This is a genomic window from Paenibacillus dendritiformis (assembly GCF_945605565.1).
GTDB lineage: Bacteria > Bacillota > Bacilli > Paenibacillales > Paenibacillaceae > Paenibacillus_B > Paenibacillus_B dendritiformis_A.
Genome location: NZ_OX216966.1, coordinates 3,227,759 through 3,253,073, shown reverse-complemented (window position 1 = coordinate 3,253,073; position 25,315 = coordinate 3,227,759). Strand labels below are relative to the sequence as shown.

The following is a 25,315-nucleotide window of genomic DNA, read 5'->3' as shown; positions in this document are numbered from 1 at the left end:
GGTCAAGGCTAGGCTATCCCCGTCGCGGATTCATGACGCCCGGAAGCCGCAGCCTGCCTCGCCCGTGGCCGGCTCGCGACCCGCTTACCGCTTCGCTGACGCGGAACGGGCCTGGCGCACCGACACCGTCGCTTCCACCATATGCTTGAGCGCGGCGACGGTCTCCGGCTCATTGCGCGTCTTGAGCCCGCAATCCGGGTTAATCCAGAACGACTCGGCCGGCAGCACCGTCAGCGCGGTCTCGATGAACCGCTCGATCTCCCCGACGGATGGGACGCGCGGGCTGTGGATATCATAGACGCCCAGGCCGATGCCGAGCTCATACCGCTCCTTCCGCAGCGTATCGACCATGTCTCCGCCGCTGCGCGCCGTCTCCAGCGAGATGACATCCGCATCCATGCGGCGAATCGTCTCCACCATATCGGAGAAATCGCAGTAGCACATATGCGTATGAATCTGCGTCTCCGGCACGGCCCCATTCGTTGCCAGCAGGAACGCCAGCACCGCCCATTCCCGGTAATGTGCCGCATCCTCGGCCTTCAGGGGCATCCCTTCCTTTACGGCCGGCTCATCGACCTGGATCATGCCGATGCCCGCCTGCTCCAGCGCCTGAATCTCCTGCCGCAGCGCGTAAGCGAGCTGATAGGCGCACTGCTCGCGCGGAACGTCGTCGCGCACGAAGGACCAGTTGAGAATCGTGACCGGCCCGGTTAGCATTCCCTTCACAGGCTGCTTCGTCAATGATTGGGCATACGCCGTCTCCGCTACGGTCATCGCCTCGCGGAAGGCGACATCTCCGTACAGAATCGGGGGCTTGACGCAGCGTGAGCCGTATGATTGCACCCACCCGAACTTCGTGAAGACGAAGCCGTCCAGCTTCTCTCCGAAATATTCGACCATGTCCGTACGCTCAAATTCACCGTGCACGAGCACATCGATGCCAATCTCTTCCTGAATCCGCACCCAACGCTCGATTTCTTGGCGCAGGAACGACTCATACGCCGCGGCGCTCCATTCACCTTTGCGGAAGCGGAGCCGCGCCTTGCGAATCTCCGCCGTCTGCGGAAGACTGCCGATCGTCGTCGTCGGCAGCAGCGGCAGCTCCGGCCAACGGCGGCGCTGCGCTTCGCGCCGCTGCTCATACGGCGCGCGGCGGCCGCCATCGGCCTCCGCATCCCGGATCAGGCGCTCCACGGCCTCGACGACATGCGGGCGCTTCCGCGCCGGCTCCTCGCGCCAGGCGAGAACATCAGCAGCGCTCGCTTCCAGAAGCGCCGCGCTCTCCGCCGTCGGCTCGGACAGATGGGCAGCCAGCCGCACCGTCTCGGCCACCTTCTCGTCCGCGAACGCGAGCGCTCCGCGAATATAGCCCGGCAGATCCTGCTCCCGTTCTGCCATCAACGGCACATGCAGCAGACTGCAGGACGGCTGCACGATCCAGTGCGACCGCGGCACGATCGGCTCGATCGACTCCAGCCAGGTTGCCGCGGCAAGCAGGTCGGCCCGCCAAATATTGCGCCCGTCGATGATGCCGAGGGCGACGCGTTTCCCGGCTGGTACGCCGGACTGGCGGAGCGCCGCTTCGTTCCGCTCCTTCCCGTGGACGAAGTCGAGGCCGTAGACATCCACCGGGAGCTGCAGGAACGAATCGAGTCCCGAGACCGAATCGAAGTATGTCTGCACCCAGATGGTCAAGCCCGGCGCCGCTTGGCGAAGCCGCTCGTACACGGCTTGTGCCGCCTGCCAATCCTCCGCTGTCATCGGCTTCACGAAGGCCGGCTCATCGAGCTGCACGCAGGAGACCCCTTCCGCCTCCAGCTCATGCAATATCCGGCCGTACACCTCGGCGAACTGATCAAGCACCTGCTGGCGCTCGCCTTGGGGGATGCCCTTGATGAAGCGGACATACGTGTACGGGCCGACCAGGACCGGCTTCCCTTCGATGCCCAGCTTCTCCTTCGCTCTCCGGTACGAGGCGAGCGGCCGATTCTCGGCCAGCACCGGCCGCTTCCCTTCCCATTCCGGAACGATATAGTGATAGTTCGTATTGAACCATTTGGTCATCTCGCAGGCGACCGCCTTCTCCGTGCCGCGCGCAAGCGCGAACATCAGATCCGCCGTAACCGGGCCGCCCTTATAACCGAACCGCTCCGGGATCAGTCCGAACATGACCGTCATGTCGAGGACATGATCGTACCAGGAGAAATCATTGACGGGAATGAAGTCGATGCCTTCCTCCTTCAGCTTCGCGAGACGAAGCAGCTCGATCCGCTCCATCTCCGCCACCAGCTCGCTTCGCGTCAGCTTGCCTGCCCAATACTGCTCCAACGCCTTCTTCCACTCCCGGTCGTATCCGATGCGCGGATACCCGGATACACCCGTCATCACTTGCCCTTTCGCCATGTCGCGTCTCCTCTCCTTATCGGAACTTCCTAGCGGGAGTACAGGGAAAATAAATTAAATAATTCTTATCTGTTAACAAGGAATTAATATCGCACTACACCCTGCCGCGGGTCTTCATGCTCCTTCGGGACGGGCTATCTCCCGCGCCTGGACGCACTTGGCCGTGATCACCGTGCGCAAAAAAGGACATCCCTGCCCTAGGCGCAGAAATGTCCCGTAAACGTCCATAACGGAGCAATGAATAAGACCCGACCATGCACATGCATACATGCGAACCGAGTTATCCAGTCTACGAACACTTCCCTATCTCCCGTAGGTACGAACAGTGCTGTCAGAACAGGCAGGTCTCCTGGCTTCAGCGTCATCGGTGGCGGCAGCCTTCCCGGTCATTCGACCAGTGGCTTCATGAGCCGCACCTCGTCTGTCACAGTGGCGGGACCGCGCCGGCTTCGAACCGGCTTCCCTATTAAGCTTTGCCGTTACGCAAAGCACCTGTTCCCCGTATGTTGTTGAATCGGACTGCGCCTCAGCACAGGCGGCCATCCGATTGAGAATGATTATATACGCAAGCGCGCGGAATGACAAGTTCTTTTTGCCGTGCCGGGGAGCGTCGTCACCTTTTCGACGGCCCCCGCTGTCCGGAAGCCTTCATCCTGACCCACATAAGTTTTTCCGATTACTGTACGTCACATCCACGGCCTTCAAAAACGCTTCTTTCGTCGAAACATACATCGCTGTCCGCACGCCGTTTTCGATGGCCGCATGCGACAAGTTGGGGCGAACAACGTAAAAAGACTGCCAGGATGATCCCGGCAGTCTTGCTTTCATCTGCAACGCTTCTATTCTTATCCATCTCCGCGGCGGAAGACAGTCTCTCCTGTAACGCTTCCGTCAGATCGTCATTCCATCATGGACGATGACGATGTCCTCGCCGTTCGCATCCAGCACCAGTTCGCGGTTGTCCAGGAACCACAGATCGTTCTCCTCCATGAAGAAGGTAATTCCGTCTACCGTCTCCGACACCGCCGGATGCTGCGGCTGATCCTTCATAATGCCGAAGGAATAGGGCCCGGATGCACTGAATCCGCTGTATCGTACGAAGATGCGCACGGTATCCCCTGCTGAATAGCCCCAATCTGATTGAAAGCGTTGAATCGCTTCCGCTGTCACCCGTAAGTGCATGCTCGTTCCCCCTCATTCTAATGACCGTAATCCGATCATACCATGCGGGCACGGCGTTGAAAACCTTGACTTTCCGGTTACAGCTTGACGCGCTGCAGCCGCAGCGCATTGAGCACGACCGATACGGAGCTGAAGGCCATCGCCGCTCCCGCAAGCCAAGGCGCCAGCAGGCCGGCCGCCGCCACCGGGATGCCCAGACTATTGTAGACGAGCGCCCAGAACAGATTCTGCTTGATATTCCGCATCGTCCGTCGGCTCATCTCCATCGCGTCGGCGATGCCGTTCAAGTCTCCGCGCATCAGCGTGACGCCGGCCGTCTCCATCGCCACATCCGTTCCGGTTCCGATCGCGAACCCGATATCCGCCGCCGCGAGCGCCGGGGCGTCGTTGATGCCGTCGCCCACCATCGCGACGACGGTGCCGTTCTGCTGCAGCTCGCGGACATGCTGCGCCTTCTGTTCGGGAAGGACCTCGGCGAACACGTCGTCCAGCCCGACCTGGGCGGCGATGGCCTGCGCCGTTCGCTCATTGTCCCCCGTCATCATGACGACGCGGATGCCCATGCCGTGCAGGCGGCTGATCGCGGCCTTCGACGATGCCTTGACCTGATCCGCTACGGCCACGATGCCTTCCCAGTGCCCGTCAACCGCAATGAGCATTGCCGTCTTGCCTTCGATCTCCAGCCGCTGCAGCTCCGCTTCGGCTTCCTCTGCATTAATGCCCTGCTTCCGCAGCAGATTCCGCGTGCCGATGACAATCTCATGCCCGTCAACCCGGGCCATAATGCCAAAGCCGGGCTCCGCTTGGAACGATTCCGGCGTAATCGCCGGCAGTCCGCGGGCGTCAAGGCCCTTCACGATCGCCTGGGCGAGCGGGTGCTCGGACCGCCGTTCCGCGGCAGCCACCCACAGCGCCAGCTCTTGCTCGCGTTCCTGATCATTCACGATGAAGTCGGTCAGGGAGGGCTCGCCCTCGGTTACGGTGCCCGTCTTGTCTAGCACGACGGTCTGCACCCGGTACGCTCCTTCCAGCTGCTCGCCGCCTCGGAACAGAATGCCGTATTCGGCGGCACGCCCCGTCCCCGCCATAATCGAGGTCGGCGTAGCCAGACCGAGCGCGCAGGGACAGGCGATAACAAGCACGGCAATCAGCTTCTCCAGAGCCTCCCCGAAGTTGCCCGGCGCAATGGCGAAGTACCACAGGCCGAAGACGATGACAGCGATACCGACGACGATGGGAACGAAGACGCCGGATATTTTGTCGGCAATGCGCTGTATCGGCGCCTTCGAGCCTTGCGCTTCCTCGACGATGCGGATAATTTGCGCCAGCGCGGTCTCGGCGCCGACCTGCGTCGCTTCCATCGTGAAGGCGCCCTGCGCGTTCACCGTCGCGCCGTACACGCGGTCTCCCGGCTGCTTCTCGACCGGGACACTCTCGCCGGTCAGCATCGATTCATCGATCGTCGATGTGCCGTCAAGCACGATGCCGTCGACCGGTATCTTCGAACCGGGCCGCACGATGACGCGGTCGCCGACCTGAACGTCATCGACCGGCACCTCTTGCTCGATGCCGTCGCGGATCACGGTGGCCGTCTTCGCCCGCAGGCCGATCAAGGCTCGTATCGCTTGGGAAGAACGGCCTTTGGCCGCCGCTTCGAACCATTTCCCGAGCAGGATAAGGGTAATGAGCACCGCACTCGTCTCGAAGTACATGTCCGGGTGATGTGTTCCCCCCCGTACCCATTCCCATACGAGATAGACGCTGTAGAAATAGGCGGCTGACGTCCCGAGCGCCACGAGCACATCCATATTTGCGCTGCCGTTGCGCAGCGCCTTGTACGCACCGCTGTAGAAGCGGGCGCCGATGATGAACTGAACGGGCGCGGCCAATATCATCTGCACCCATGGATTCATGAACCATTCCGGCACCCAGATCCACGAGGTGAACGAGAAGTGCCCTACCATCGACCAGAGCAGCGGCACCGACAAAATGGCGGAGACGATGAACGAGTTACGCAGCCGCACCGCAGTCCGGTTCGGCGCGCCCTCCGCTCCCGCTTCCCCTGACTTAACCTTGCCCTTATAGCCGAGCTGCTCGATTTTGCGCAATATATCTTCCGGACGCAAACCGGTGAAGGTAATGCGGGCCGATTCGGCGGCCAGATTGACATTGGCGGAGTCGACCCCCGGCAGACGCTTCAACCCTTTCTCAATCCGGGTCGCGCATGCCGCACAGGTCATCCCTTCGATGTCCACATCAAGCGTCTCCGCAGGAACCTTGTATCCCAGCTTCTCGATCTTATCCGTAACCTGCTGAAGCGAGAGCTGTCCTTCATCATATTCCACCGTCGCTTGCTCTGCCGCCAAATTCACGTTTGCCTTCACGACGCCGTCCATCCGGCTCAATCCCTTCTCGATCCGGGTCGCGCAAGCGGCGCAGGTCATGCCTTCGATTTTGACGGTCTGCTGCTTGGATGCCATTCTGTTTCACTCCTTTTATTCAGTATACCCCTACACCCTATATTTCAAGCGAAAAAGAAAACTCCCCGCAAGGAGTTCCTGTATAAATAGATGGATGCTAGCGGCCCAAGTCCGCCTCAGCCGGCTTACGAGACGACGTCGTAGCCTTGATCTTCGATCGCTTCCCGAATCTTTTCCGGCTGAACCTTGGCATTATCGTACGTAATCTTCACCTGCTTGGAGCCGAGATCGACCTTCGCCTCGCCGCCAGCCTCCTGAACCGCCTTCTCCACCGCCTGCTTGCAGTGTCCGCATGTCATGCCTTCTACCTTCCAAGTTACTTCAGTCATTCTCAATTCCTCCTCAGGATCTATTAGAGGTTGTGCAAAAGGTCCGACCTTTTTGAACACGCTCTATTATTTCAATAATTTGTGTATCGTAACCAGCAGTTCATCAATGACTTCATCATCGCCTTCCTGAAGCCGTTCGATGACGCAGCTCTTCATATGGCCTTCGAGCAGGAGCCTTCCGACGGAATACAACGCCGATTGAATCGACGCGATCTGATGCAGTACATCATCGCAATACGTATCCTTATCGATCATCGACTTAACGCCGCGCACTTGCCCTTCGATGCGGTTCAGACGGTGAATCAGCTTCTTCTTCATCTCGGCCGAATGATGGCTCTTCCGTTCGCCCGCTGCCTCGGGGCGATGGCATTCCATCTCGCCGACGGCTTCCATGCCGTTGGCTGATTCATCGTTGCTGATAAGCGCGTCTTCCCGGGAACTCATCTTATCACCACCTCTTGGATTTATCATAGCATACCCCCCTACCCTATGCAATACCCATTTTGATCTTTAATTTTCATTTGAATTTGAATTGTTACCCGTAAATTGTTTACAATTTAAAGTATCAGCATGACTGCCGATATGTTGCACGCGGCCCTGTATATGCTTGAATTTACATACGTACAGACGTACATAAGGAGGCACCATCAGCATGAGTGAGATCACGAAAGTAACACGCGTAGCACTCGTTGGATCCGGCTTCGTCGGTTCGAGCTACGCCTTTGCCCTGTTCAACCAAGGGCTGGCCGCCGAGCTGGTTATCATCGACGCCAACCAGCCGAAGGCCGAGGGAGACGCCATGGATTTGAATCACGGACTGCCGTTTGCGTCCAATATGCGCATTTGGGCCGGCGATTACAGCGACTGCAAAGACGCGGATCTGGTCGTCATCACCGCGGGGGCCAATCAAGCTCCCGGGGAGACAAGACTCGATCTGATCGGTAAAAACGCGAGAATCTTCCAATCGATCGTGCAATCGGTCATGGAGAGCGGCTTCAATGGCCTGTTCCTTGTCGCGACGAATCCGGTCGATGTGTTGACGTATGCGACGTGGAAATATTCCGGCCTGCCGGCAAGCCGCGTTATCGGATCCGGCACGATTCTGGACACCGCCCGGCTGCGCTATCTGCTCGGCGAGCGTCTGGAAGTCGACCCGCGCAACGTCCACGCCTATATTATGGGCGAGCATGGCGACACGGAGCTTCCGGTATGGAGCAACGTCAGCATCGGCGGCCAGCCGCTGGCCGATTACCGCAAGACGCACGGCCAGCCGACCGATGAGGAGCTCAACCGCATCTTCATCAATGTCCGCGACGCGGCCTACCACATCATCGAACGCAAAGGCGCCACCTACTACGGCATCGCCATGGGATTGGCCCGCCTCACGAAGGCCATCCTGAAGAACGAGAATTCCGTCCTCTCGGTCTCGACGCTGCTGACCGGAGAATATGGGCTGGAGGATGTCTATCTCGGCGTTCCGGCGGTCGTCAACCGCCAGGGCATTCGCGATGTGTACGAGCTTCATCTCACCGACGAGGAGAAGCAGAAGCTCCACCACTCCGCCTCCGTGTTGAAGGAAGCTATCGCCTCCATCTTCCCGTCCTGAGCTAAGCGCGCCGGCAGCCTGTCCGGCGCGCTATTTGATTTATTGCGGCGGCTGCACCGTCCAATCGCGCGCCGCAGGCACCCCTCCCGCGGATTCGGCGGCCGTGACCGCATTGACAATCGCGTAGGCCAGCGTCTCCGCGGCCCACATGCCGGCGAGATCGACCGAAGCGTCCACGCCCCCTGTCGTCATGGCGAACACCGTATCGCCGTCGAACATCGTGTGCACCGGAAAGATCGTTCTCGCGAGCCCGTTATGCGCCATCTCCGCCACCTTGTTCATCTCCGTCTTCGTCAGATTGGCGTTGCAAGCGACGGCCGCAATCGTCGTATTGGTCCCCGGCTTCATCCCGGCGAAAGGCTTGTCCAATCCGGACAGATAGCGAAGCGGCGCGAGGAAGCTTCCCGTCTCGTCGCCCCGCGCTCCCGCCGCTGTCCCTCCATGGCCCGGATGCCGGATCTCGCCTACCGCGTTCACGGCGACCGCCGCTCCGATGACGAGTCCGCTCGGCAGCCTCACCGAAGCGGTGCCGAAGCCGCCCTTCATGGCCCGTTCCGGCCCCGCATACTTGCCGACGGTCGCTCCCATGCCCGCGCCGGCATTGCCTTGCGCCGGAGGAGACGAGGAGGCGGACGCCGCTGCGGCATAGCCCATGGCGGCCGTCGGCGTCACATCGGGCCGGCCGATGGCGAGATCGAACAGAATCGCCCCCGGCACGATAGGGACCCTCCCTACCCCGACATCCAGCCCGATGCCGCGCTCCTGCAAATACCGCATTACGCCGTGAGCGGCTTCCAGCCCGAACGCGCTGCCTCCGCTCAGGCAGATCGCATGCACATGCGGCACCATCGCGGTAGGCTGAAGCAGTTCCGTCTCGCGCGTGCCGGGAGCGGATCCGCGCACATCGACGCCGCATACCGCGCCCTCCTCCGCCATGATAACCGTGCAGCCTGTAAGCGCGGCCTCGTCCTGCGCATGGCCGAGCCGAATGCCCGGCACATCCGTGATGCTGCCGGGATAAGGAAGCGCCTGCTGCGCTTCATGATGTCCGTATTGTGAAGTCATGGATGAAAATCCCCTTCCGCCTGTCAAAATGTTCGTCTCTATAGCTTCGCTATCGCGCTCGCCCCCTCCTTTTTTTCGGAACGAGATCGGTTCTGAAGTCATCCTTATATGCCGCCCGGCCCGCAATAGCAGGCCCATGACGCCCGACGGCAAGAAATAGTTGCTCTCCGCGGCCGTTCTGGTCATAATGAGAGAGATCTTTATTTTTCCCTTGTTGGAGGTGTTCCTATGAAAATGCGCGTATCTGCCGTCCAGTACCATCTGCATACGATCTCAACCTTCGATGCGTTCGCGAGACAGGTAGAACACTATATCCGGACAGCAGCGGAGTTCGAGGTGGAATTCCTGCTCTTTCCCGAGTTCATCACGACCCAGCTCATGTCGATTGGAACCGATGAGCGGGAGGCGCTCACGATCGACGAGCTTCCCGGCTATACCGAAGCCTATCTTGAGCTGTTCAGCCGCTTGGCCAAGCAATACGGCATGTATCTGATCGGGGGGACCCATGTCATCGAGCGGGAAGGCAAGCTGTACAATATGGCTCATCTGTTCCGCCCCGACGGCACCGTCGAGGAACAGGCGAAGCTTCATATTACGCCAACCGAAGTCACGGAATGGAATATGGCCGCCGGTGACGGAGTTCGCGTATTCCATACAGAGAAGGGCACCATCGCCATTCTTACCTGCTATGATATTGAATTTCCCGAGATTGTCCGCATGGTGCGCGCCCAAGGGGCCGATGTCATCTTCTGCCCGTCGTGCACCGATGACCGGCAGGGCTTCTACCGGGTCCGCTACTGCTGCCATGCCCGGGCGATCGAGAACCAGGTATACGTCGTCGCGACCGGAACCGTCGGCTCCTTGCCGACCGTTGATTTCATGAGGGCCAATTTCGGCCAGGCGGCCGTTATCGCCCCGAACGACATTCCGTTCCCGCCGCGCGGCATTCTCGTCGAAGGAGAAATCAATAACGATATGATCGTGACTGCGGATTTGGATCTGTCCTTGCTGCAGCAAGTGAGAGAACGCGGCTCTGTGACGACATGGCGCGATCGCCGCACGGATCTGTACCCGGATTGGTGAAGGGGGCAGCGGCGATGCTCAGCCAATCGATGTATGTGCTGCATGAAGGCAAGCCGAAGCGGCTGACCATCCGCAATTACAGTTTGTCCGATACCGAAGCGCTCATTGACATTCAGCGCGCCTCGTTCCCGCCGCCCTTCCCCGAGGAACTATGGTGGAACCGCGAGCAGATCGGAGAGCATGTGTCCCGCTTTCCGGCGGGGGCGCTCTGCGCCGAGATGGACGGGCAGGCCGTCGGATCGATGACCGCCCTCATGCTTCCGCCTGCTGCCGAAGCCGAGCATCTGTCCTGGGAAGCGGCGACGGACAACGGGTATATCCGCCACCACGATCCGGCGGGGCGAACCTTATATGTCGTCGATCTATGCGTCCGCCCCGAATACCGGAAGTATGGAATCGGGCAATGGATGATGCAGGCGATGTACGCCACGGTCGTCCACCTCGGGCTGGACCGGCTTCTGGGCGGAGCCCGCATGCCCGGCTACGGCGCCGTCGCGGATGAGATGACCGCCGAGCAATATGTGCAGGAGGTCATGGAAGGCCGGCGGCACGATCCGGTCGTCAGCTTTTTGCTCCGCTGCGGCCGCACGCCCGTCGCGGTCGTGCCCGATTATTTGGAGGATGAGCAGTCGGCCAATTACGGACTGCTAATGGAATGGCGCAATCCGTTCCTCTAATGGCGGTCTTTGTGAACACGCATTCGTGATGAATTGACATAAAGAGAGACAATGAGGAAAGGTGCTGAATCCGCATGACACAGCTTCGCTATGTTCGTATCCAATCGATCGAGGATCCGTTGTTCGCCCAAATGCATGCTTTGATGGGCCGAATTTTTCCGAAGGAAGAGGTGCTGGAATTCGATCTGTGGCGGGAGCCGCTAGAGGATCCCGATATCCGCGTCTTTGTGGCCGTGCTTGACGGCCGCGTCGTCGGCGCGACCGAATACCGTTATGTCGAAGCGCTGCAGGTGGCGATGACTGATTTCACCATCATCGGCGAGCCGGGGCTCGGCATTGGCCGCTTCCTGTACAAGCAGCGCGAGCGTGATTTGCTGAGCGTGGCGGAAGCGGCAGGCAAGCCGCTCATCGGCATGTTCGCCGAAATCTACGACCCCTACCGGGTCGGCGATTTCTCCTTCGGCGGCATCCGCCCGATGGACCCCGTCGTCCGGCGCGAGGTGCTGTCCCATCTCGGATACGAGCGCCTCGACTTCCCTTACGTTCATCCGTCCTGGTCGAACGACGGGGAAGCCGTCAGCGGGCTCGACCTCTGCTTCATGCCGATGCAAGACGGGATGAGTTCCGTTCCGGCCTCGCTCGTGGCCGAGTTCCTGCAGTGGTATTACGCCGTACTGCCGAATAAGCCGCAGGCATGGCTGGATATGATGGAAGGGCTGAAGCGGACGGAGCAGATTGCCCTGCGTCCGCTCTAAGGCGGCCGCAGGCTGAGGTTAACGGAAGCCGTGCAGCCGTGCCCGCGTTCCGTTAATCCCATTGTGGGACATTGCGAGAGCGCTTCTGCCGCTCCCCCATGACGGGAACATGAACCGACATCATCTGATCCGGTTCACCGCTTCGCCCGCCGCGGCTCGTCGACACCGGTCGCCAGTTGGAGAAGGATGCAGCATTTTGCGCTTTCCCGAGAAATAATCCATTTCCGGCTCCTGCCGTTTATACGGTGTCATTCGTCATCTAGACATCTGCTCCACCAATACTGCAAGAATGCAGCAATTTCATTGACACGAGGTTGCGAAAATAGGATTGCTGCAAAAATACAGCAATTACCCTGCGACAAGGCATAAATAGCGTTCAAAATGGGGAAATGATGTAATTTTGCAGGATTTTCTCGCAATTTAGCCTCTTGAGTTTAAAAATGCTGCGCCTGTGCAGCAATTTCATGCGGGGACCAGCTTGCTTCATGCGCGGACCAGCTTGCCCTAACCTAACCTGTTCTGCCTTCCCCGGCCCCTCTTTCTATGAAAAAAGACTGTCGACAGGACGTTGTCGACAGTCTGAGGCGCCACGACCCGTGGCGCCTCTTTTCCGTGTATTGGTTTGGCTTCTTATTCTCCGCTTGGTTCCCCGGGAACGGTCCGGTCCAACAGCACGGCGCCGCCCAACGGCTGCTAGACAAGCCCGAACAATCTCCGGCAGCGGCCCGGACGATCGGCAGCGAAGCGTTCGATATTGCCCCTGTCCTTCATCGTGACATATACGGTACGCCCGTCCTCTCCTCCGAACGTCAGGTTCGTGCACTCCTTGCCCAGCAGTTGAACCTCTTCGACCAAGTCCCCTGCCGGTGAGAAGATGGCTACGGTTCCTTTTCCGAACCGGGTTACGTACAGATAGCCCTCGACATCGCAGCGCATGCCGTCAAGACCGTAATCCGGGAACTCATGGAATAAGCGCTTATTGGATACGTTCCCGTCCTCCGACAGATCATAGACCCAGATCCGGCGCTGCACCGACTCGTTCACATACAGCAGACGGTCGTCGGGGCTGACCTCGATTCCGTTCGTCGTTCCCATTCCCGCTTCCAGACGCGTCGTCTTCCCGTCGGGATCGATCCGCCACAGCTGCCCAGTGTCGTCGCCCCAGTTCGGATCGCTGGCGAACAGAACATCGCGCGATGAGATCGCGATATCATTCGGCTGATTCATCGCCGGCTCCTCCGCCAGCACGTCCAGCCGCCGCTCTTGCCAGGAATAGCGGTAAATGCGGTGCCGCGTATAATCGGCCATGAACATGTCGCCGGCCCGGTTGAACCGGATCCCGTTCGCAATGCTTCCTTCCGGGAGCTCCAGAAAAACGCTGCTGACGCCTTCCGGCGTAACCTTGCCGATCGTTCCCTCCCTTTCGTAATTCACGGCATACAGATTGCCTTCCTTGTCGCAGGCAGGGCCCTCGACGCCGGCGGTAAATCCGTGCGGCGGGGTGAACTGCTCGCTGCGGCGTCCTCGCCCCAGATCCTTCACACTCATCGTCCTCTCTCCCCGTTCCGGACGAGAGAAGTTCGGCTGTCTGCGCTATCTCGTCTGTCTCTATCGAACATCCCGTCCGCTGATTTGTTCCAATGTCGTTGCCTGATGCTGCACTATCGATAATCCAAACCTTTTCCCCTCGGGATTATCGCAGAGTTGTTACGCTAATCCAGTAGGATACATTGTTGCGCTATCGAAAAATATAGGGTTGCCACGCGATCGGTTCTGCTGCTATTCACGACATCCCGTAACTCGCTTCCCGCCTTTGCATGTGAATTTCATCACCTTATCGGCCAATCGAACCGAATTCCGCAATCGGCTATTGCGCGGCGTACGGCAACCGTCCGTTCATGCAGTCCGGCGGCAGACTCCCAGCGGCTTGTCATTGCCGATTCAAGCTCCTGCAAGCCGTTAATGGCCGTTGGCGCCGTCGTCCCCGTTCTCCCGCAAAATGCGCGTACGCTGCTCCTGCTCCTGAACGTAAGACTCGATCATATCATGCTTCAGCTGCCATGCCTTCGTGCTGATGTCGACATGGTAGCGCTCCGGATTCGTCTTGCGCAAGTATTCCGGCCAGAACAGCTGCAGCTGCTCGCAATGATATTGACGAATCGCGTCCAGCGGCGGCCGCTCATACACGAGCTTCCCGTCCCGATAGATCGGATGAAGCAGCTTCTCGGCGTCGTAATGCTCGACATATTTATGGAGATATGGATGAATCGGATCGAACAGCTTGATTTTGGCGCGGCGCTCGACATCATCCTCTTCCGTAAGGCAGATGTAATCGGCGATCGCTTTTTTCTTTTTCTTATGGATAATGCGGTAGACATCCTTCTTGCCCGGCGTCGTCACTTTTTCCGGATTGGCCGAGATTTTGATCGTTGGCTGCATCACCCCGTCGACCTCGCGGGATACCAGCTTGTACACCCCGCCAAGAGACGGCTGATCCGCGGCGGTAATCAGCTGCGTGCCGACGCCCCACATATCTACACGCGCTCCCTGCAGCTTCAGATCCGAGATCGTGTACTCGTCCAAATCGTTGGAAGCGACGATCTGAACCTCGTTCAAGCCGGCCTCATCCAGCATTCGGCGGGCTTCGATGGACAGGTAGGCCAAATCGCCGCTGTCGAGGCGGATCGCCTGCAGCTTCTTGCCCCGCTTCGCCAATTCCTTGCCGATCTCGATCGCGTTCGGAATGCCGCTGTGCAGCGTATCATAGGTATCTACCAGGAGCGTCACCTGATTCGGGAGCGCCTCGGCGAATACCTGGAACGCCTCCTGCTCGTTCTCGAAGCTCTGCACCCAGGCATGCGCGTGCGTTCCCTTCGTCGGAATCCCGAAACGGCGGCCTGCCAGCATGTTGGAGGTCGCATGGAAGCCCGCTAAATAGGCGGCACGCGCTCCCCAGAGGGCGGCATCCGCTTCCTGCGCCCGTCTCGTCCCGAATTCCATCAAAACGTCATTGCCCGCCACATACTTGATCCGGGACGCTTTCGTGGCGATTAAGGTCTGGAAATTCATGAAATTAAGTAGTGCCGTCTCGATCAGCTGCGTCTCGAAGACGCGTCCTTCTACCCGAATAAGCGGTTCATTCGCAAACACGAGCGTTCCTTCCCGAACCGCATCGATATTACCGGTGAAGCGGAAGTTGCTCAGCTCCTGCAGAAATGCTTCCTCGTACTCTTCCTCCTGCTCGCGCAAATACGCGATATCCTCCTCCGTGAAGCGGAGCTGCTCCATATACTCGATAATCCGCTCCAGGCCGGCAAACACGGCGTACCCGTTATGGAAGGGCAGCTTGCGGAAAAACGCTTCGAACACCGTTTTCTGATTGTGCGTGCCATGCTTCCAATGCGCATACATCATGTTGATCTGATATTTGTCGGTATGCAATGCCATTGATGCATTCATTTATTCATCCTTCTTTCTGACGTCCTTTGCCTTTCCTCGGCCGAAGCCGCTAATCCATCAATATCCGCTGACGACTTGAGCGCCCAGCGTATTGCGGACATGCTCCAGCGCCCAGCGATGCGCGTCGGCATTGAATGAAGCGACCGCATCCTCATGCACGACGATGCGATAACCAAGATTATACGCCTCAATCGCCGTATGCAGCACGCAAATATCCGTGCAAACCCCAACCAGGTGGACTTCCTTCACCCCGCGCGCCCGCAGCCGCATGTCGAGATCGGTGCCGCAAAAGGAGCTGTACCGGGTTTTGTCCATCCAGTACACCGCGGAGGCATGGCGTTCATGCACCTCCCGCAGAGCGCCGTACAGCTCGCGGCCTTCCGTCCCGCGAATATTATGCGGCGGGAACAGCGCGGTCTCCGGATGATACGGGTCCTGCTCGTCGTGAACGTCCACGGCCATGACCACGAATTCGCCGCGGGCGGCGAATTGATCGGTCAGCTCCGCAATCCGGCGTTCAATATCAATAGCCGGCTGTCCGCACGGAAGCCGGCCGATGACAAAATCATGCGTGTAATCAATGACGACTAACGCTTTCATCGCGAATCGTCTCCTCTCCAGCCCAGTAAGGGTAATGATAAGCTTAACGTCATTATGACAAATTGATGTCAAATGTTCAACTCGCCAATTACCCTTTGACCCGGAAGGAACCCGTTCCAATCGTCCCTAATCGGCCGTCTTCGCCGGTTACGCTCCCATATACCGTCATCATCCGGTTCGTGGAATGGACGACGTGAGCCCGGACTTCCAGAAGTCCTGCCCGCAGCGGATGAACGAAATGAACGTTCAAATTGCTCGTGACGACCTGATCATCAGGCCGGATCGCCGCGGCGGCAATGCCCATCGTATTGTCCAAAAGAGAGGCCAGCACCCCGCCATTGACGATTCCCATCATATTCAAATGGCGCTCCCGCGCCTGCAGCCGCACGATCGTCTCCCTTTCGCCGACACTGACCAGCTCGCAGCCCAGATAGCCCCAGAATGTCGCCTCGGCCAGTTCCTTCAGCTTCTCCCAGCGCCGCATCGCGTCTTCGCCCGTTCCGACCATCGGCCTTGCTCCTCTCGCTCAAGAATCGTCCAGCCGTCCTGCGCCAGCCGTGTCCTGCACATGCGGCAAGCGGCCTCGTCATGCAGCAAGCGGCCCCATCATGCGGCACGCGCCGCCCGGCCGTGTCGCCGAACGGGCCGGCGGCCGGCTCCCCCGTGAACCGGCCCGCCTGCCGAACGCCGCGCTACTCGCGCTGGCCGGATCCGGGCGGTTCCGTCCCCCCGGCCTGCCGCTGTCTCTCGTCTTCCGCCAGCCGGCGGCGCAGCACTTTGCCGACCATCGTCTTCGGCAGCTCTTCGCGGAACTCGTACATCCGCGGGACTTTGAAGGCGGCAAGCCGTTCCCGGCACCACGCTTCCAGCTCCTCTGCCGTCGTCCCGGCCCCTTCCGCCCGGACGATGAACGCCTTCACCGTCTCCCCGCGGTACGGATCAGGCACCCCGATGACGACAGCCTCCTTCACGGCGGGATGCTCGAACAGCACTTCCTCGACGTCGCGCGGATATACTTTGAAGCCGCTGGCGTTAATCATGTCTTTTTTCCGATCGACGATCATGAAGTAACCGTCTTCATCCATCTTGGCCATGTCCCCGGTCAAAAGCCATCCATCCTTCAGGACGGCTGCCGTATCCTCCGGCCGGTTCCAGTAGCCCTTCATCACCTGCGGCCCCTTCACCGCCAGCTCTCCGATCTCGCCGGGCGGAAGCGGATCGAACGTCTCGGGGTGGACCACCTTCGCGTCCGTATCCGGGAACGGGATCCCGATCGTCCCGGTCTTGCGCAGCCCCCAGATCGGGTTCGCATGCGTCACCGGCGAAGCTTCCGTCAGCCCATAGCCTTCGATCAGGCGGCCGCCCGTCAACGCCTCGAACCGCTCCTGCACCTCCAGCGGCAGAGCCGCCGATCCGCTAACGCACACTTTGACGGAGGACAGCTCGAAACGCTGTACTTCCTTGTGATGGTTGATGGCAATATACATCGTGGGCGCGCCAGGGAAAACCGTTATCTTCTTCTTCTGGATCGTGGTCAGCACCTGCAGCGTATCGAACCGGGGCAGCAGGACGAGCTCCCCTGCCAGATGCATCGCCTGATTGAGCAGCACGGTCAATCCGAACACATGGAAGCAAGGCAGCGCCGCCAGGAAGCTCTCCTCTCCCTTGCGCGCCTTATAGCACCAATTTGCGGTCTGAATCGTATTGGCGACGAGATTGTAATGCGTCAGCATGACGCCTTTGGCGGTGCCTGTCGTGCCGCCCGTATATTGCAGCATCGCGATGTCATTTTCCGCGTCGACGGGACAGAGCATCGGCTGGGGCGTGTTGCCATTCAGCCATGACTTGAAGCGGAACAGGCCCGGCTCATTCGGGATATGAAGCGAATGTCCATCCTTCTTCGCCTTCAGCGGGTACAAGAGCCGCAGCGGAAACGGCAAATATTCGCGCAGTGAGCCGCAAATGATGTACGTCAGCGGCGTGCTCCGCTTGATCTTCATGGCACGCGGCAGCAGCATATCCAGAGTGACGATGACCTTCGCCCCGGCATCATTAAGCTGGTGGACCAGTTCTCCCTCCATATAGAGCGGATTGGTCATGACGACCACGGCGCCGGCCAGCAGGGACCCGTAATAGGCGATAACCATTTGCGGGCAGTTCGGCAGCATCAGCGCCACCCGATCCCCGGATTTGATGCCGAGGGCGTGCAGGCCGTTCGCGAAGCGGTAGGCTGCATCCAGCAGCTGCTGATACGTCAGGTTCGCCCCCATAAAATGGACGGCTGTCCGGTTCGGATACTGAACGGCCGCTTGAATCATGAATTGCGCGACATTGTGCTTCGGATAATCAGCAGTCGGTGCCACTTCTTCAGGATAATGGCGAAGCCAGGGGCGTTCGCCGTTCTCTATCACATGCATGACACCCTCCCCTTCTTTTTGCGGAATTCATCTATTTGGCGACGCCCGGACTAGATGACGGTGTATCGCTCGTTCTCGATGACCCGCGCGGCGATATTCCGCTTCAGCCGCAGCGTGGAGAGGTGGGAGGCGCGGACAAATTTTTTGAGCACCGACAGCTGCGTGCGCAGCGCATCGCCTTCGGCCGCCTCAAGCAGCGTCTCCTTCGCCTTCTGCTCCATCTCCCGCAGCGCCTCGCGGACATAGACGCGGGTCATCTCAATCGGATTGGCCGCCTTCTCCTCGCCGAGACGATCGATAATTTTGGCCGTGCGCAGCAGAGCGCTCTCCGCCGCGTAGAGGGCGATCATCATGTCGGCGAGATTGGACAGCACCTCCTGCTGTTCCTCAATCCGGGCGCTATATTTCTGAACGGCCGTTCCGCCGACGAGCAGGAACATCGTCTTCATGCGCGACAGGATGCCCCGCTCCTCCCCGAGCGGACCTTCCTCATCGGCAGCGGCGGCAGAACTGTAGACAAGCACCTCCTGCTGGAGCGCCTCCAGTCTTTCCATGAGAGGCAGTTGCCCTTTCATCGCCTTTTTCAGCAGCGTGCCCGGTATGAGGAGCCGGTTGATCTCGTTCGTTCCTTCGAAAATGCGGTTGATTCGCGAATCCCTGTAAATGCGCTCGATTTTATATTCCTGCACATAGCCGTAGCCGCCGTGAATCTGCACGCCTTCATCGGCGATCGCATCCAGCACCTCGCTCGCGAACACTTTGTTGATCGAGCATTCGATCGCCAATTCCTCCATCGCTTTGGCGGATATCCGGCCAGCCTCGCTGTCGCGCGGATCGAGATCCTTCAGCATGGCGTCGATATAGCCGGACGTCCGGTACACCATGCTCTCCAGTACATAGGCGAGCATGTTCATATTGGCCAGCTTGTTCGCGATTAGCGGGAAGCGGCTGATCGGCTGGCCGAATTGCGTGCGCGTGTTGGCGTAGGCGGCCGCGAGGCCGAGCGTCTCCTTCGCCCCGCCCAGACAGCCCGCTCCGAGCTTGAAGCGGCCGATATTCAAAATATTGAAGGCGATTAGATGGCCCTTGCCGATCTCGCCAAGCACATTGTCCACCGGCACGCGGACATTATCGAAGTACAGCGGGCAGGTCGAGGAGCCCTTGATGCCCATCTTCTTCTCCTCCGGCCCGACGGAGAACCCTTCCCAGCCCCGCTCGACGATGAACGCCGTGAATTGCGTCCCGTCCACCTTCGCGTAGACGATAAAGATGTCGGCAAAGCCCGCATTGGTAATATATATTTTGGAGCCGTTCAACAGATAGCAGGCTCCGTCATCCGACAGCTTGGCGGTCGAGCGTGCGCCTAGCGCATCTGAGCCTGAGGTCGGCTCGGTGAGGCAATACGCCGCGATTTTCTCGCCTGTCGCCAGCTCCGGCAAATATTTTTTCTTCTGCGCGTCCGTCCCGAAAAATACAATCGGCAGCGTCCCGATGCCGACATGGGCTCCGACCGACAAGGCGAAGGACGAAGCCTGGGTGAGTGTCTCATTGATGAGCGCCGCGCTCACCTTGTCAAGCCCGAGCCCTCCGTATTCCTCGGGGATCTCCGCAGCGAGCAGGCCAAGCTCGCCGGCCTTCCGCATCAGCTGGACGGTCAGCTTATAATCCAGCTTCTCTATTTCCTCGTCGTGCGGGAGCACCTCGCCCTCGACGAAGGCCCGCGTCGTATCGGCGAACATGCGCTGCTCCTCCGTGAAATCTTCCGGTGTTACGATTTGCTCCGGACTCGAGTCGGCGATGACGAATCCGCCGCCTGCCGGTGTATGCCTCCCTGTCTCTGCCATGAAAATCCCTTTTCCTCCCTTGCTCGAATGGATTAGGCCGTTCTACAACGAAGGCTCGGGAACTGCGAACTATTCCCGTCACGCGCTCCACAGGTGGGAAGCCGGTACCGCTATCACCTCCCGGCCTGCCCCAGGCAAACATAGGCGACGCGAGCCCGGCTCACTTGTTCGAAGAGCGCCATTCCGGAGCGGACAACAGCAGGAAGACAATCAATTTAATATGAATTATCATTTTCCCATATTCCGTGCCGATTGCCGCCCCTGAAAATGAACGCTGAAACCCGACTTTCGCTTCGTGTACCTCCTGCTTGATGGATATGACTTTCGGGCCCAAAAAATGCAATGCCGCGCCTATGTTGACCGCGGGTAAATAAGAATGATCGCCTTCCTTCTCCTGCCGAAAAACTGCAAATAACTTTCACGTCCGAGCCATATGATGGATAGCAACGCTCTCACACTGAGGTGAGTCCATGAACATTTTATCCTAGTCAAGCAAACATTCGATATGGAAGAGAACGTCGTTCATTCAAGACGGAGTGCTGTCGGAAGAAGGAGTCAAATGGATACTCAATCCTTTTGCTCCAGATGCCGCATGTGTCCGCGATTGCGAGTCTGGAGCGGCTGGCCGGCAACACGGTTCGCGTCCATCGCGACGCGGAGGGGGAATACGGAGCGGGTCGAAGTGGAGCTCCCGGCCTCATTTACGGCGCAGCAAGGCTTGAATGAGCCCCGCTCCCCTTCCCTTCCGGGCATGATGAAGGTGAAGCGGAAGACGCTGCAGGTCGTCGAGGCCAGTGAATTGGGGCACCCTTCGCGGAGCCGCGAACGGAACGGCTGGCTCTGCAGACTCCGCCTCCCCGGAAGGCGGGCAAGCGCATTGCGGGAGAACCTCGGAGCAGGCGCGGCAGTTAATCCGTCTGCTAAGGGAAGAAACCAAGTGCATATAGCTCATCGTACAGCCCGCTTCGGGCTGCCATGGAATGGAACGAATGAAAGGAGTGAGTCCGCATGGGACGCAGATTTGCCGTTATCGCGGAAATGCGTGGCCATCAAGTGAGACAGGTGACATGGGAAGCGCTCGGTGCTGTCGCGCAAATGGCGAAAGATGAGGATCGCGTCATCGTGCTGGTAATAGGGCATGCCATCGGGGAGGCTGTAGACGCGTTGTCTCTTCCCGGCATCCACATGATCGTTGTGGCGGACAACGATCGATATCAATATTATGAGGCGGAGACGTATTTTGCCGCCGCCCGCACCTTCGTCGATCAGGAGAAGCCGGATATCGTCCTGCTCGGCCATACTCCGATGGGGCGGGATCTGGCCCCGATGCTGGCCTCCCATTTGCAGTCCGGTCAAATCTCCGACGTTATTTCTATCGAAGTGTATGAGGGCGGTTTCGCCTTCCAGAGGCCGATTTATGCCGGCAAGGCATTCGAGACGAAACGGTTCACCCAAGCATCGAAGTGCTGGGTTCTCACTATTCGGCCGAACAACTTCCCGCTCGGCGGGCAGGCGGGAGCGCTTCTTCCGGGGGCCATAACAGTGCCGGAACGCCGCTTCCTTCCCGAACCTCCGCCTACGCTGCGGTCTATCGTGCGGGATGTCGTGACAAAAATGAGCGGCTCCATCGATCTGACGGAGGCGAAAATCATCGTCTCCGGCGGCCGCGGCGTCAAGAGCCCGGACGGCTTCAAGCCGCTGCAGCAGCTCGCTCTCGTCCTGAACGGAGCGGTCGGCGCCACCCGCGGCGCCTGCGACGCCGGATATTGCGATTATGCGCTGCAGATCGGACAGACCGGCAAAGTGGTCACGCCAGAGGTCTATTTTGCATGCGGCATCAGCGGGTCGATTCAGCACTTGGCCGGCATGAATCAATCGCGCGTCATCGTCGCGATCAATACCGATCCCGAAGCCCCGATTTTTGAGGTGGCGGATTACGGCATCGTCGGCGATCTGTTCGAGATCGTCCCGCTGCTTACCGCGGAATTCCGCAAGCTGCTCTCCTGACAACCCCTCCCCCGATCATAAACGAACAGGCTTCCTTCCCTTGTAAAATCAGGGATGGAAGCCCGCTTCAGCTGTATCTATCGTATCGCTTCGTTCTCTGCTTAGTCGCTGCACGAGTCCGGATCTTCCGGGGTCGCCGCCTCGACATCAATCTTCTCGGCGACCGTATCCCGAATGACGGACATGACGAGCTGCAGCAAATAGTTCACATCGGTCTGGCTCTGCTGGAATTCCACGACGAGCGGGATATTGTCGAGCTCCTGCTGCAGCTCGTCGATTTCCTTCTCGATCTTCTCCACCATCGCCTGATTCTGGAACGACTCGAAGGCAACAATTTCCTTCTGCTTCTTCTTCATGGCCGAGATAAGCTCCTGCACTCGCTCATGCTTCTGGACGAGCTTCTCCGCCTTCTGGTATTGACTGACTTCCTCTGTCGTGCAAATCATCTCGGCGAGCTGCTTCGCCTTCGCCATAATATCGTCGCGCACAAGCAAATCACGCGTATTGAAGGAAGGCATGCTGCTGCAAGGCGAAACTTTGGACGAAGAATCATGTGAATGTTGCGTCAATGCGAACCTCTCCCATCTGGATTATCGTATTGTTGCAAAATAAGCTGCAGGGCTTCCGCGTCATCCCGCGTCGGGCCTCCGCGCCGGATCATGCCGAAACCTTACGCCGGCTAGGAACTGATTTGCACCGGCTCCGGCACCATTTCGCCCTTAATATAGTAGGACAGGGCGTCATCGATGCGCACGTGAACGAAGCGTCCGATCAATTCTTCCGAACCTGGAAAATGTACCAGCTTGTTCGTGCGCGTGCGGCCGGACAAAATGTTGGCGTTGTTTTTGCTCACGCCTTCCACCAGCACCTCGACGGTCGTGCCGATCAGCTTCTCGTTGCTCTTGCGGCTCAGATCCGTCATCAGCTCGTTCAAACGGTGGAGCCGCGCTTTCTTCACCTCGAATGGAACATTATCTTCCATCTGAGCCGCAGGAGTGCCCTCGCGCGGCGAGTAGATGAAGGTGAAGGCGGAATCGAACCCGACCTCCTTCACCAAGGTCATCGTCTCCTCGAACTGCTCATCAGTCTCGCCCGGGAACCCGACAATAATATCCGTCGTCAGCACGACATCCGGAATCGCCTGCTTAATCTTGCCAGCCAGCTCGAGGAAGCGGGAGCGATCATACTTCCGGCTCATCTTTTTCAACACCTCGCTGCTGCCCGACTGCACCGGCAGATGGATATGCTCCACCAGGTTGCCGCGCTTCGCCAGCACTTCCACGAGCCGATCATCGAAATCGCGCGGATGAGAGGTCGTGAAGCGGATGCGAGGGATATCGATTTTATGGATATCATCCATCAGATCGCCGAACGTATATGTCCGGTCCGTGAAGTCTTTGCCGTAGGCGTTCACATTTTGCCCGAGCAGAGTTATCTCCTTGAAGCCTTGCCGCGCCAGCTCGCGCACTTCCGCGATGACATCCTCCGGAAGGCGGCTCCGCTCCTTGCCCCGCGTATATGGCACGATACAGTAGGTGCAGAACTTGTCGCAGCCATACATGATGTTCACCCAAGCGCGCATTCCCTCCCGCTTCTTCGGCAGGTTCTCGATGATGTCGCCTTCTTTCGACCATACTTCGATGACCATCTCCTTGTTAAATAGGGCATCACGGACCAGATAAGGCAGGCGGTGAATATTATGCGTGCCGAACACGAGATCGACGAACGGATGCTTCTGCATAATCCGGTTGACGACAGTTTCTTCCTGAGACATGCAGCCGCAGACCCCAAGCAGCAGACCCGGCCGCTCGAGCTTAAGCGTCTTCAGATGGCCGAGCTCGCCGAATACCTTATCCTCGGCATTTTCCCGGATCGCACATGTATTTAAAAGAATGATGTCCGCCATCTGGCGATCTTCCGTCTTCCGGTACCCCATCTGTTCGAGCAGCCCGCTCATCGTCTCGGAGTCATGCTCGTTCATCTGGCATCCGAACGTATAGATCAGATAATGCTTGCCTGTACCCAACTGCTGCAGCTCTGCGGGAACCGCCTCTTCGTAATGGACAACGATGTCCTGCTTCCCCCGCTGCTTCTCTGCTCGATGATTAGGCTCCGAAATAATGTTGATTTCGCGACCATTGATACGAATGCGCTTACCGTGTTCATCCTCCGAAATCACTTTTGCGTTCGAGAAATCAAAATATTTGGAGTAATCCTTCGACTCTTTGCTCATGATGTCGGTCACTCCTTCATATCGTAATGTCATAGGTTTAAGGTGAATGATTGATGCCTATTCCAAAAAAAGCATTACAACAAATTATAGCATTATTCCGCGTGCGGAGCCAAGCTAAGAAAAACTTCTGCCGGCGTCTACACACAGAGGAACGCCCTTACGCACAACGCAGGTCGTCCTTGCTAGCGATCGTCATGTGAAAAAGGGACACAGCAAAAATGCAGCCGCCCTACCGAGCAGCTGCATTCGACGTTCCCGCTTCTATTAGTCAACGATTTCAGCCGTGTCTCCGTTCTTCACGCCGGCTGCATTCGCTTCATCCGTATCAATATGCATGTCCAATGCGAAATTATCATGGACGCGCGCAATTACATTTTCAAAGATAACGCCGCGATCTCCGCCTACGCGAACCCGAAGCTTGGCTTTATCTTGAATGCCCCACTTCTCAGCATCCGAAGTATGGAAATGGATATGGCGTGCAGCCACAATAACCCCTTGCTGCAGTTCCACTTCACCTGCAGGCCCTTTAATTTGAATGCCTGGTGTGCCTTCAATATTGCCGGATTCCCGAACTGGCGGGTTGACTCCGAGCGTAAATGCGTCCGTGCGCGACACTTCCAATTGGGAAGCCGGGCGCGCAGGGCCCAGAATGCGAACTTTCTTGAAAGAACCTTTCGGACCGATAACTTCCACCGTCTCATTGGCCGCGAATTGCCCCGGCTGGGACAGCGGCTTGAACTCGGTCAGTTGATAGCCCGCTCCGAACAAAGTCTCGATATCTTGCTGCGTTAAATGAATATGGCGTCCTGACACGCCGACTGGTACAGTTTTCATTTCTCATCCACCTCACGTTGTTGTGATCTCTCTATCTTGTACCACTCCATATTATACTCCCGCCCGGGCAAAAAGTCGACATTTCGGCCTGACCGCCTTCTACCCTTGTTGAAACTCCAGCAAGCCCGAGTCATACGCGCTGATTAACATTCGGCGAACACGCGTAATTCCTATGCCTGCAAGATGTGGCGACACTCCCCCTATTGACCCAAAAATCAATCCATACATTTGCCATTTGACTAATCTTCCAAGCGGTCAGACGTCCTGCCTTGCCTTTTGTTCAATATCCCATCCCGTCAGGCGTATACCCGGCCTTTTACTCATTATCCCATCCCATCAGG

The 25,315-nt window shown here is 58.4% G+C and carries 21 protein-coding genes and 1 riboswitch; of the genes, 6 read left to right on the top strand and 15 right to left on the bottom strand.

Features of this window, described 5'->3' with window-relative positions; genetic code table 11:
• Positions 1-84: 84 nt before the first annotated feature.
• From metE to NNL35_RS14165, 5 genes are all read right to left on the bottom strand, one after another.
• Entirely contained in the window at positions 85-2,403 is a 2,319-nt protein-coding gene (gene metE / locus NNL35_RS14185; protein ID WP_254553495.1) for a 5-methyltetrahydropteroyltriglutamate--homocysteine S-methyltransferase, read from the bottom strand.
• Between the two features lie 322 nt (positions 2,404-2,725).
• Positions 2,726-2,914: riboswitch (cobalamin riboswitch) on the bottom strand.
• Positions 2,915-3,294: 380 nt separating this feature from the next.
• On the bottom strand, positions 3,295-3,585 hold the full coding sequence (locus NNL35_RS14180; RefSeq protein WP_254553494.1) for a HesB/YadR/YfhF family protein: 291 nt from the start codon (positions 3,583-3,585) through the stop codon (positions 3,295-3,297).
• 77 nt (positions 3,586-3,662) lie between these two features.
• Complete coding sequence (locus tag NNL35_RS14175) at positions 3,663-6,065, bottom strand: heavy metal translocating P-type ATPase (protein WP_254553493.1); 2,403 nt, start codon at positions 6,063-6,065, stop codon at positions 3,663-3,665.
• A gap of 125 nt (positions 6,066-6,190) precedes the next feature.
• Entirely contained in the window at positions 6,191-6,394 is a 204-nt protein-coding gene (locus NNL35_RS14170) for a copper ion binding protein (RefSeq protein ID WP_006676329.1), read from the bottom strand.
• A gap of 66 nt (positions 6,395-6,460) precedes the next feature.
• A complete protein-coding gene (locus tag NNL35_RS14165; RefSeq protein ID WP_050979389.1) occupies positions 6,461-6,787 on the bottom strand; it encodes a metal-sensitive transcriptional regulator in 327 nt (108 codons plus the stop codon).
• A gap of 259 nt (positions 6,788-7,046) precedes the next feature.
• On the opposite strand from NNL35_RS14165, the gene NNL35_RS14160 reads away from it, so the two are divergent.
• Positions 7,047-8,000 carry an L-lactate dehydrogenase gene (locus NNL35_RS14160; RefSeq protein ID WP_111156199.1) on the top strand — a complete coding sequence of 318 codons (954 nt, stop codon included), beginning with the start codon at positions 7,047-7,049 and terminating at the stop codon, positions 7,998-8,000.
• A 39-nt stretch (positions 8,001-8,039) separates the two neighbouring features.
• Here the strand turns inward: NNL35_RS14160 and NNL35_RS14155 are convergent, their stop codons facing one another.
• The gene (locus NNL35_RS14155) at positions 8,040-9,065 is read right to left on the bottom strand and encodes a P1 family peptidase (RefSeq protein ID WP_254553492.1); all 1,026 of its coding nucleotides are present in this window, start codon (positions 9,063-9,065) and stop codon (positions 8,040-8,042) included.
• Positions 9,066-9,293: 228 nt separating this feature from the next.
• Between NNL35_RS14155 and NNL35_RS14150 the strand changes: the two genes are divergently transcribed.
• The 3 genes from NNL35_RS14150 to NNL35_RS14140 all read left to right on the top strand — a co-directional run bounded on the left by NNL35_RS14150 (position 9,294) and on the right by NNL35_RS14140 (position 11,580).
• The gene (locus NNL35_RS14150; RefSeq protein ID WP_254553491.1) at positions 9,294-10,148 is read left to right on the top strand and encodes a carbon-nitrogen hydrolase family protein; all 855 of its coding nucleotides are present in this window, start codon (positions 9,294-9,296) and stop codon (positions 10,146-10,148) included.
• A 14-nt stretch (positions 10,149-10,162) separates the two neighbouring features.
• Positions 10,163-10,825: a GNAT family N-acetyltransferase gene (locus NNL35_RS14145; RefSeq protein ID WP_254553490.1), complete on the top strand. Its 663-nt coding sequence runs from the start codon at positions 10,163-10,165 to the stop codon at positions 10,823-10,825.
• 74 nt (positions 10,826-10,899) lie between these two features.
• Positions 10,900-11,580 (top strand): GNAT family N-acetyltransferase, encoded by a 681-nt coding sequence (locus tag NNL35_RS14140; protein WP_006676323.1) that lies wholly within the window; start codon positions 10,900-10,902, stop codon positions 11,578-11,580.
• Between the two features lie 693 nt (positions 11,581-12,273).
• Here NNL35_RS14140 and NNL35_RS14135 read toward each other — a convergent pair.
• The 6 genes from NNL35_RS14135 to NNL35_RS14110 all read right to left on the bottom strand — a co-directional run bounded on the left by NNL35_RS14135 (position 12,274) and on the right by NNL35_RS14110 (position 19,900).
• Positions 12,274-13,128, bottom strand: coding sequence for an SMP-30/gluconolactonase/LRE family protein (locus NNL35_RS14135; protein ID WP_006679286.1), 855 nt, complete (start codon positions 13,126-13,128; stop codon positions 12,274-12,276).
• A gap of 411 nt (positions 13,129-13,539) precedes the next feature.
• Positions 13,540-15,039 (bottom strand): nicotinate phosphoribosyltransferase, encoded by a 1,500-nt coding sequence (locus tag NNL35_RS14130; RefSeq protein WP_006679285.1) that lies wholly within the window; start codon positions 15,037-15,039, stop codon positions 13,540-13,542.
• A 57-nt stretch (positions 15,040-15,096) separates the two neighbouring features.
• Positions 15,097-15,639 (bottom strand): cysteine hydrolase family protein, encoded by a 543-nt coding sequence (locus tag NNL35_RS14125; RefSeq protein ID WP_006679284.1) that lies wholly within the window; start codon positions 15,637-15,639, stop codon positions 15,097-15,099.
• 88 nt (positions 15,640-15,727) lie between these two features.
• Entirely contained in the window at positions 15,728-16,147 is a 420-nt protein-coding gene (locus NNL35_RS14120; RefSeq protein WP_006679283.1) for a PaaI family thioesterase, read from the bottom strand.
• 184 nt (positions 16,148-16,331) lie between these two features.
• Complete coding sequence (locus tag NNL35_RS14115) at positions 16,332-18,056, bottom strand: long-chain-fatty-acid--CoA ligase (protein WP_006679282.1); 1,725 nt, start codon at positions 18,054-18,056, stop codon at positions 16,332-16,334.
• A 50-nt stretch (positions 18,057-18,106) separates the two neighbouring features.
• On the bottom strand, positions 18,107-19,900 hold the full coding sequence (locus NNL35_RS14110; protein ID WP_006679281.1) for an acyl-CoA dehydrogenase family protein: 1,794 nt from the start codon (positions 19,898-19,900) through the stop codon (positions 18,107-18,109).
• Positions 19,901-20,492: 592 nt separating this feature from the next.
• On the opposite strand from NNL35_RS14110, the gene NNL35_RS14105 reads away from it, so the two are divergent.
• Both NNL35_RS14105 and NNL35_RS14100 read left to right on the top strand, forming a co-directional pair.
• Entirely contained in the window at positions 20,493-20,957 is a 465-nt protein-coding gene (locus tag NNL35_RS14105; RefSeq protein WP_254553489.1) for a hypothetical protein, read from the top strand.
• Positions 20,909-21,907 carry an electron transfer flavoprotein subunit alpha/FixB family protein gene (locus NNL35_RS14100; RefSeq protein WP_254553488.1) on the top strand — a complete coding sequence of 333 codons (999 nt, stop codon included), beginning with the start codon at positions 20,909-20,911 and terminating at the stop codon, positions 21,905-21,907. Before NNL35_RS14105 ends, NNL35_RS14100 begins: the two co-directional genes overlap by 49 nt.
• A 101-nt stretch (positions 21,908-22,008) precedes the next feature.
• On the opposite strand, the gene NNL35_RS14095 is transcribed toward NNL35_RS14100, so the two are convergent.
• The 3 genes from NNL35_RS14095 to NNL35_RS14085 form a co-directional block, all read right to left on the bottom strand.
• On the bottom strand, positions 22,009-22,425 hold the full coding sequence (locus NNL35_RS14095) for a YlbF/YmcA family competence regulator (RefSeq protein ID WP_050979485.1): 417 nt from the start codon (positions 22,423-22,425) through the stop codon (positions 22,009-22,011).
• 161 nt (positions 22,426-22,586) lie between these two features.
• Positions 22,587-24,140 carry a tRNA (N6-isopentenyl adenosine(37)-C2)-methylthiotransferase MiaB gene (miaB, locus tag NNL35_RS14090; RefSeq protein WP_006679278.1) on the bottom strand — a complete coding sequence of 518 codons (1,554 nt, stop codon included), beginning with the start codon at positions 24,138-24,140 and terminating at the stop codon, positions 22,587-22,589.
• A 264-nt stretch (positions 24,141-24,404) separates the two neighbouring features.
• Positions 24,405-24,974, bottom strand: a complete 570-nt coding sequence (locus NNL35_RS14085; protein ID WP_006679277.1) for a phosphate propanoyltransferase — start codon at positions 24,972-24,974, stop codon at positions 24,405-24,407.
• Between the last annotated feature and the right edge of the window lie 341 nt (positions 24,975-25,315).

What these genes read in the sequence shown, in the direction of transcription:
- metE (WP_254553495.1), bottom strand. Translation starts at nt 2,403, where the DNA reads ATGGCGAAAGGGCAAGTGATGACGGGTGTATCCGGGTATCCGCGCATC.
- NNL35_RS14180 (WP_254553494.1), bottom strand. Translation starts at nt 3,585, where the DNA reads ATGCACTTACGGGTGACAGCGGAAGCGATTCAACGCTTTCAATCAGAT.
- NNL35_RS14175 (WP_254553493.1), bottom strand. Translation starts at nt 6,065, where the DNA reads ATGGCATCCAAGCAGCAGACCGTCAAAATCGAAGGCATGACCTGCGCC.
- NNL35_RS14170 (WP_006676329.1), bottom strand. Translation starts at nt 6,394, where the DNA reads ATGACTGAAGTAACTTGGAAGGTAGAAGGCATGACATGCGGACACTGC.
- NNL35_RS14165 (WP_050979389.1), bottom strand. Translation starts at nt 6,787, where the DNA reads ATGGAAGCCGTCGGCGAGATGGAATGCCATCGCCCCGAGGCAGCGGGC.
- NNL35_RS14160 (WP_111156199.1), top strand. Translation starts at nt 7,047, where the DNA reads ATGAGTGAGATCACGAAAGTAACACGCGTAGCACTCGTTGGATCCGGC.
- NNL35_RS14155 (WP_254553492.1), bottom strand. Translation starts at nt 9,065, where the DNA reads ATGACTTCACAATACGGACATCATGAAGCGCAGCAGGCGCTTCCTTAT.
- NNL35_RS14150 (WP_254553491.1), top strand. Translation starts at nt 9,294, where the DNA reads ATGAAAATGCGCGTATCTGCCGTCCAGTACCATCTGCATACGATCTCA.
- NNL35_RS14145 (WP_254553490.1), top strand. Translation starts at nt 10,163, where the DNA reads ATGCTCAGCCAATCGATGTATGTGCTGCATGAAGGCAAGCCGAAGCGG.
- NNL35_RS14140 (WP_006676323.1), top strand. Translation starts at nt 10,900, where the DNA reads ATGACACAGCTTCGCTATGTTCGTATCCAATCGATCGAGGATCCGTTG.
- NNL35_RS14135 (WP_006679286.1), bottom strand. Translation starts at nt 13,128, where the DNA reads ATGAGTGTGAAGGATCTGGGGCGAGGACGCCGCAGCGAGCAGTTCACC.
- NNL35_RS14130 (WP_006679285.1), bottom strand. Translation starts at nt 15,039, where the DNA reads ATGAATGCATCAATGGCATTGCATACCGACAAATATCAGATCAACATG.
- NNL35_RS14125 (WP_006679284.1), bottom strand. Translation starts at nt 15,639, where the DNA reads ATGAAAGCGTTAGTCGTCATTGATTACACGCATGATTTTGTCATCGGC.
- NNL35_RS14120 (WP_006679283.1), bottom strand. Translation starts at nt 16,147, where the DNA reads ATGGTCGGAACGGGCGAAGACGCGATGCGGCGCTGGGAGAAGCTGAAG.
- NNL35_RS14115 (WP_006679282.1), bottom strand. Translation starts at nt 18,056, where the DNA reads ATGCATGTGATAGAGAACGGCGAACGCCCCTGGCTTCGCCATTATCCT.
- NNL35_RS14110 (WP_006679281.1), bottom strand. Translation starts at nt 19,900, where the DNA reads ATGGCAGAGACAGGGAGGCATACACCGGCAGGCGGCGGATTCGTCATC.
- NNL35_RS14105 (WP_254553489.1), top strand. Translation starts at nt 20,493, where the DNA reads ATGTGTCCGCGATTGCGAGTCTGGAGCGGCTGGCCGGCAACACGGTTC.
- NNL35_RS14100 (WP_254553488.1), top strand. Translation starts at nt 20,909, where the DNA reads ATGGGACGCAGATTTGCCGTTATCGCGGAAATGCGTGGCCATCAAGTG.
- NNL35_RS14095 (WP_050979485.1), bottom strand. Translation starts at nt 22,425, where the DNA reads ATGCCTTCCTTCAATACGCGTGATTTGCTTGTGCGCGACGATATTATG.
- miaB (WP_006679278.1), bottom strand. Translation starts at nt 24,140, where the DNA reads ATGAGCAAAGAGTCGAAGGATTACTCCAAATATTTTGATTTCTCGAAC.
- NNL35_RS14085 (WP_006679277.1), bottom strand. Translation starts at nt 24,974, where the DNA reads ATGAAAACTGTACCAGTCGGCGTGTCAGGACGCCATATTCATTTAACG.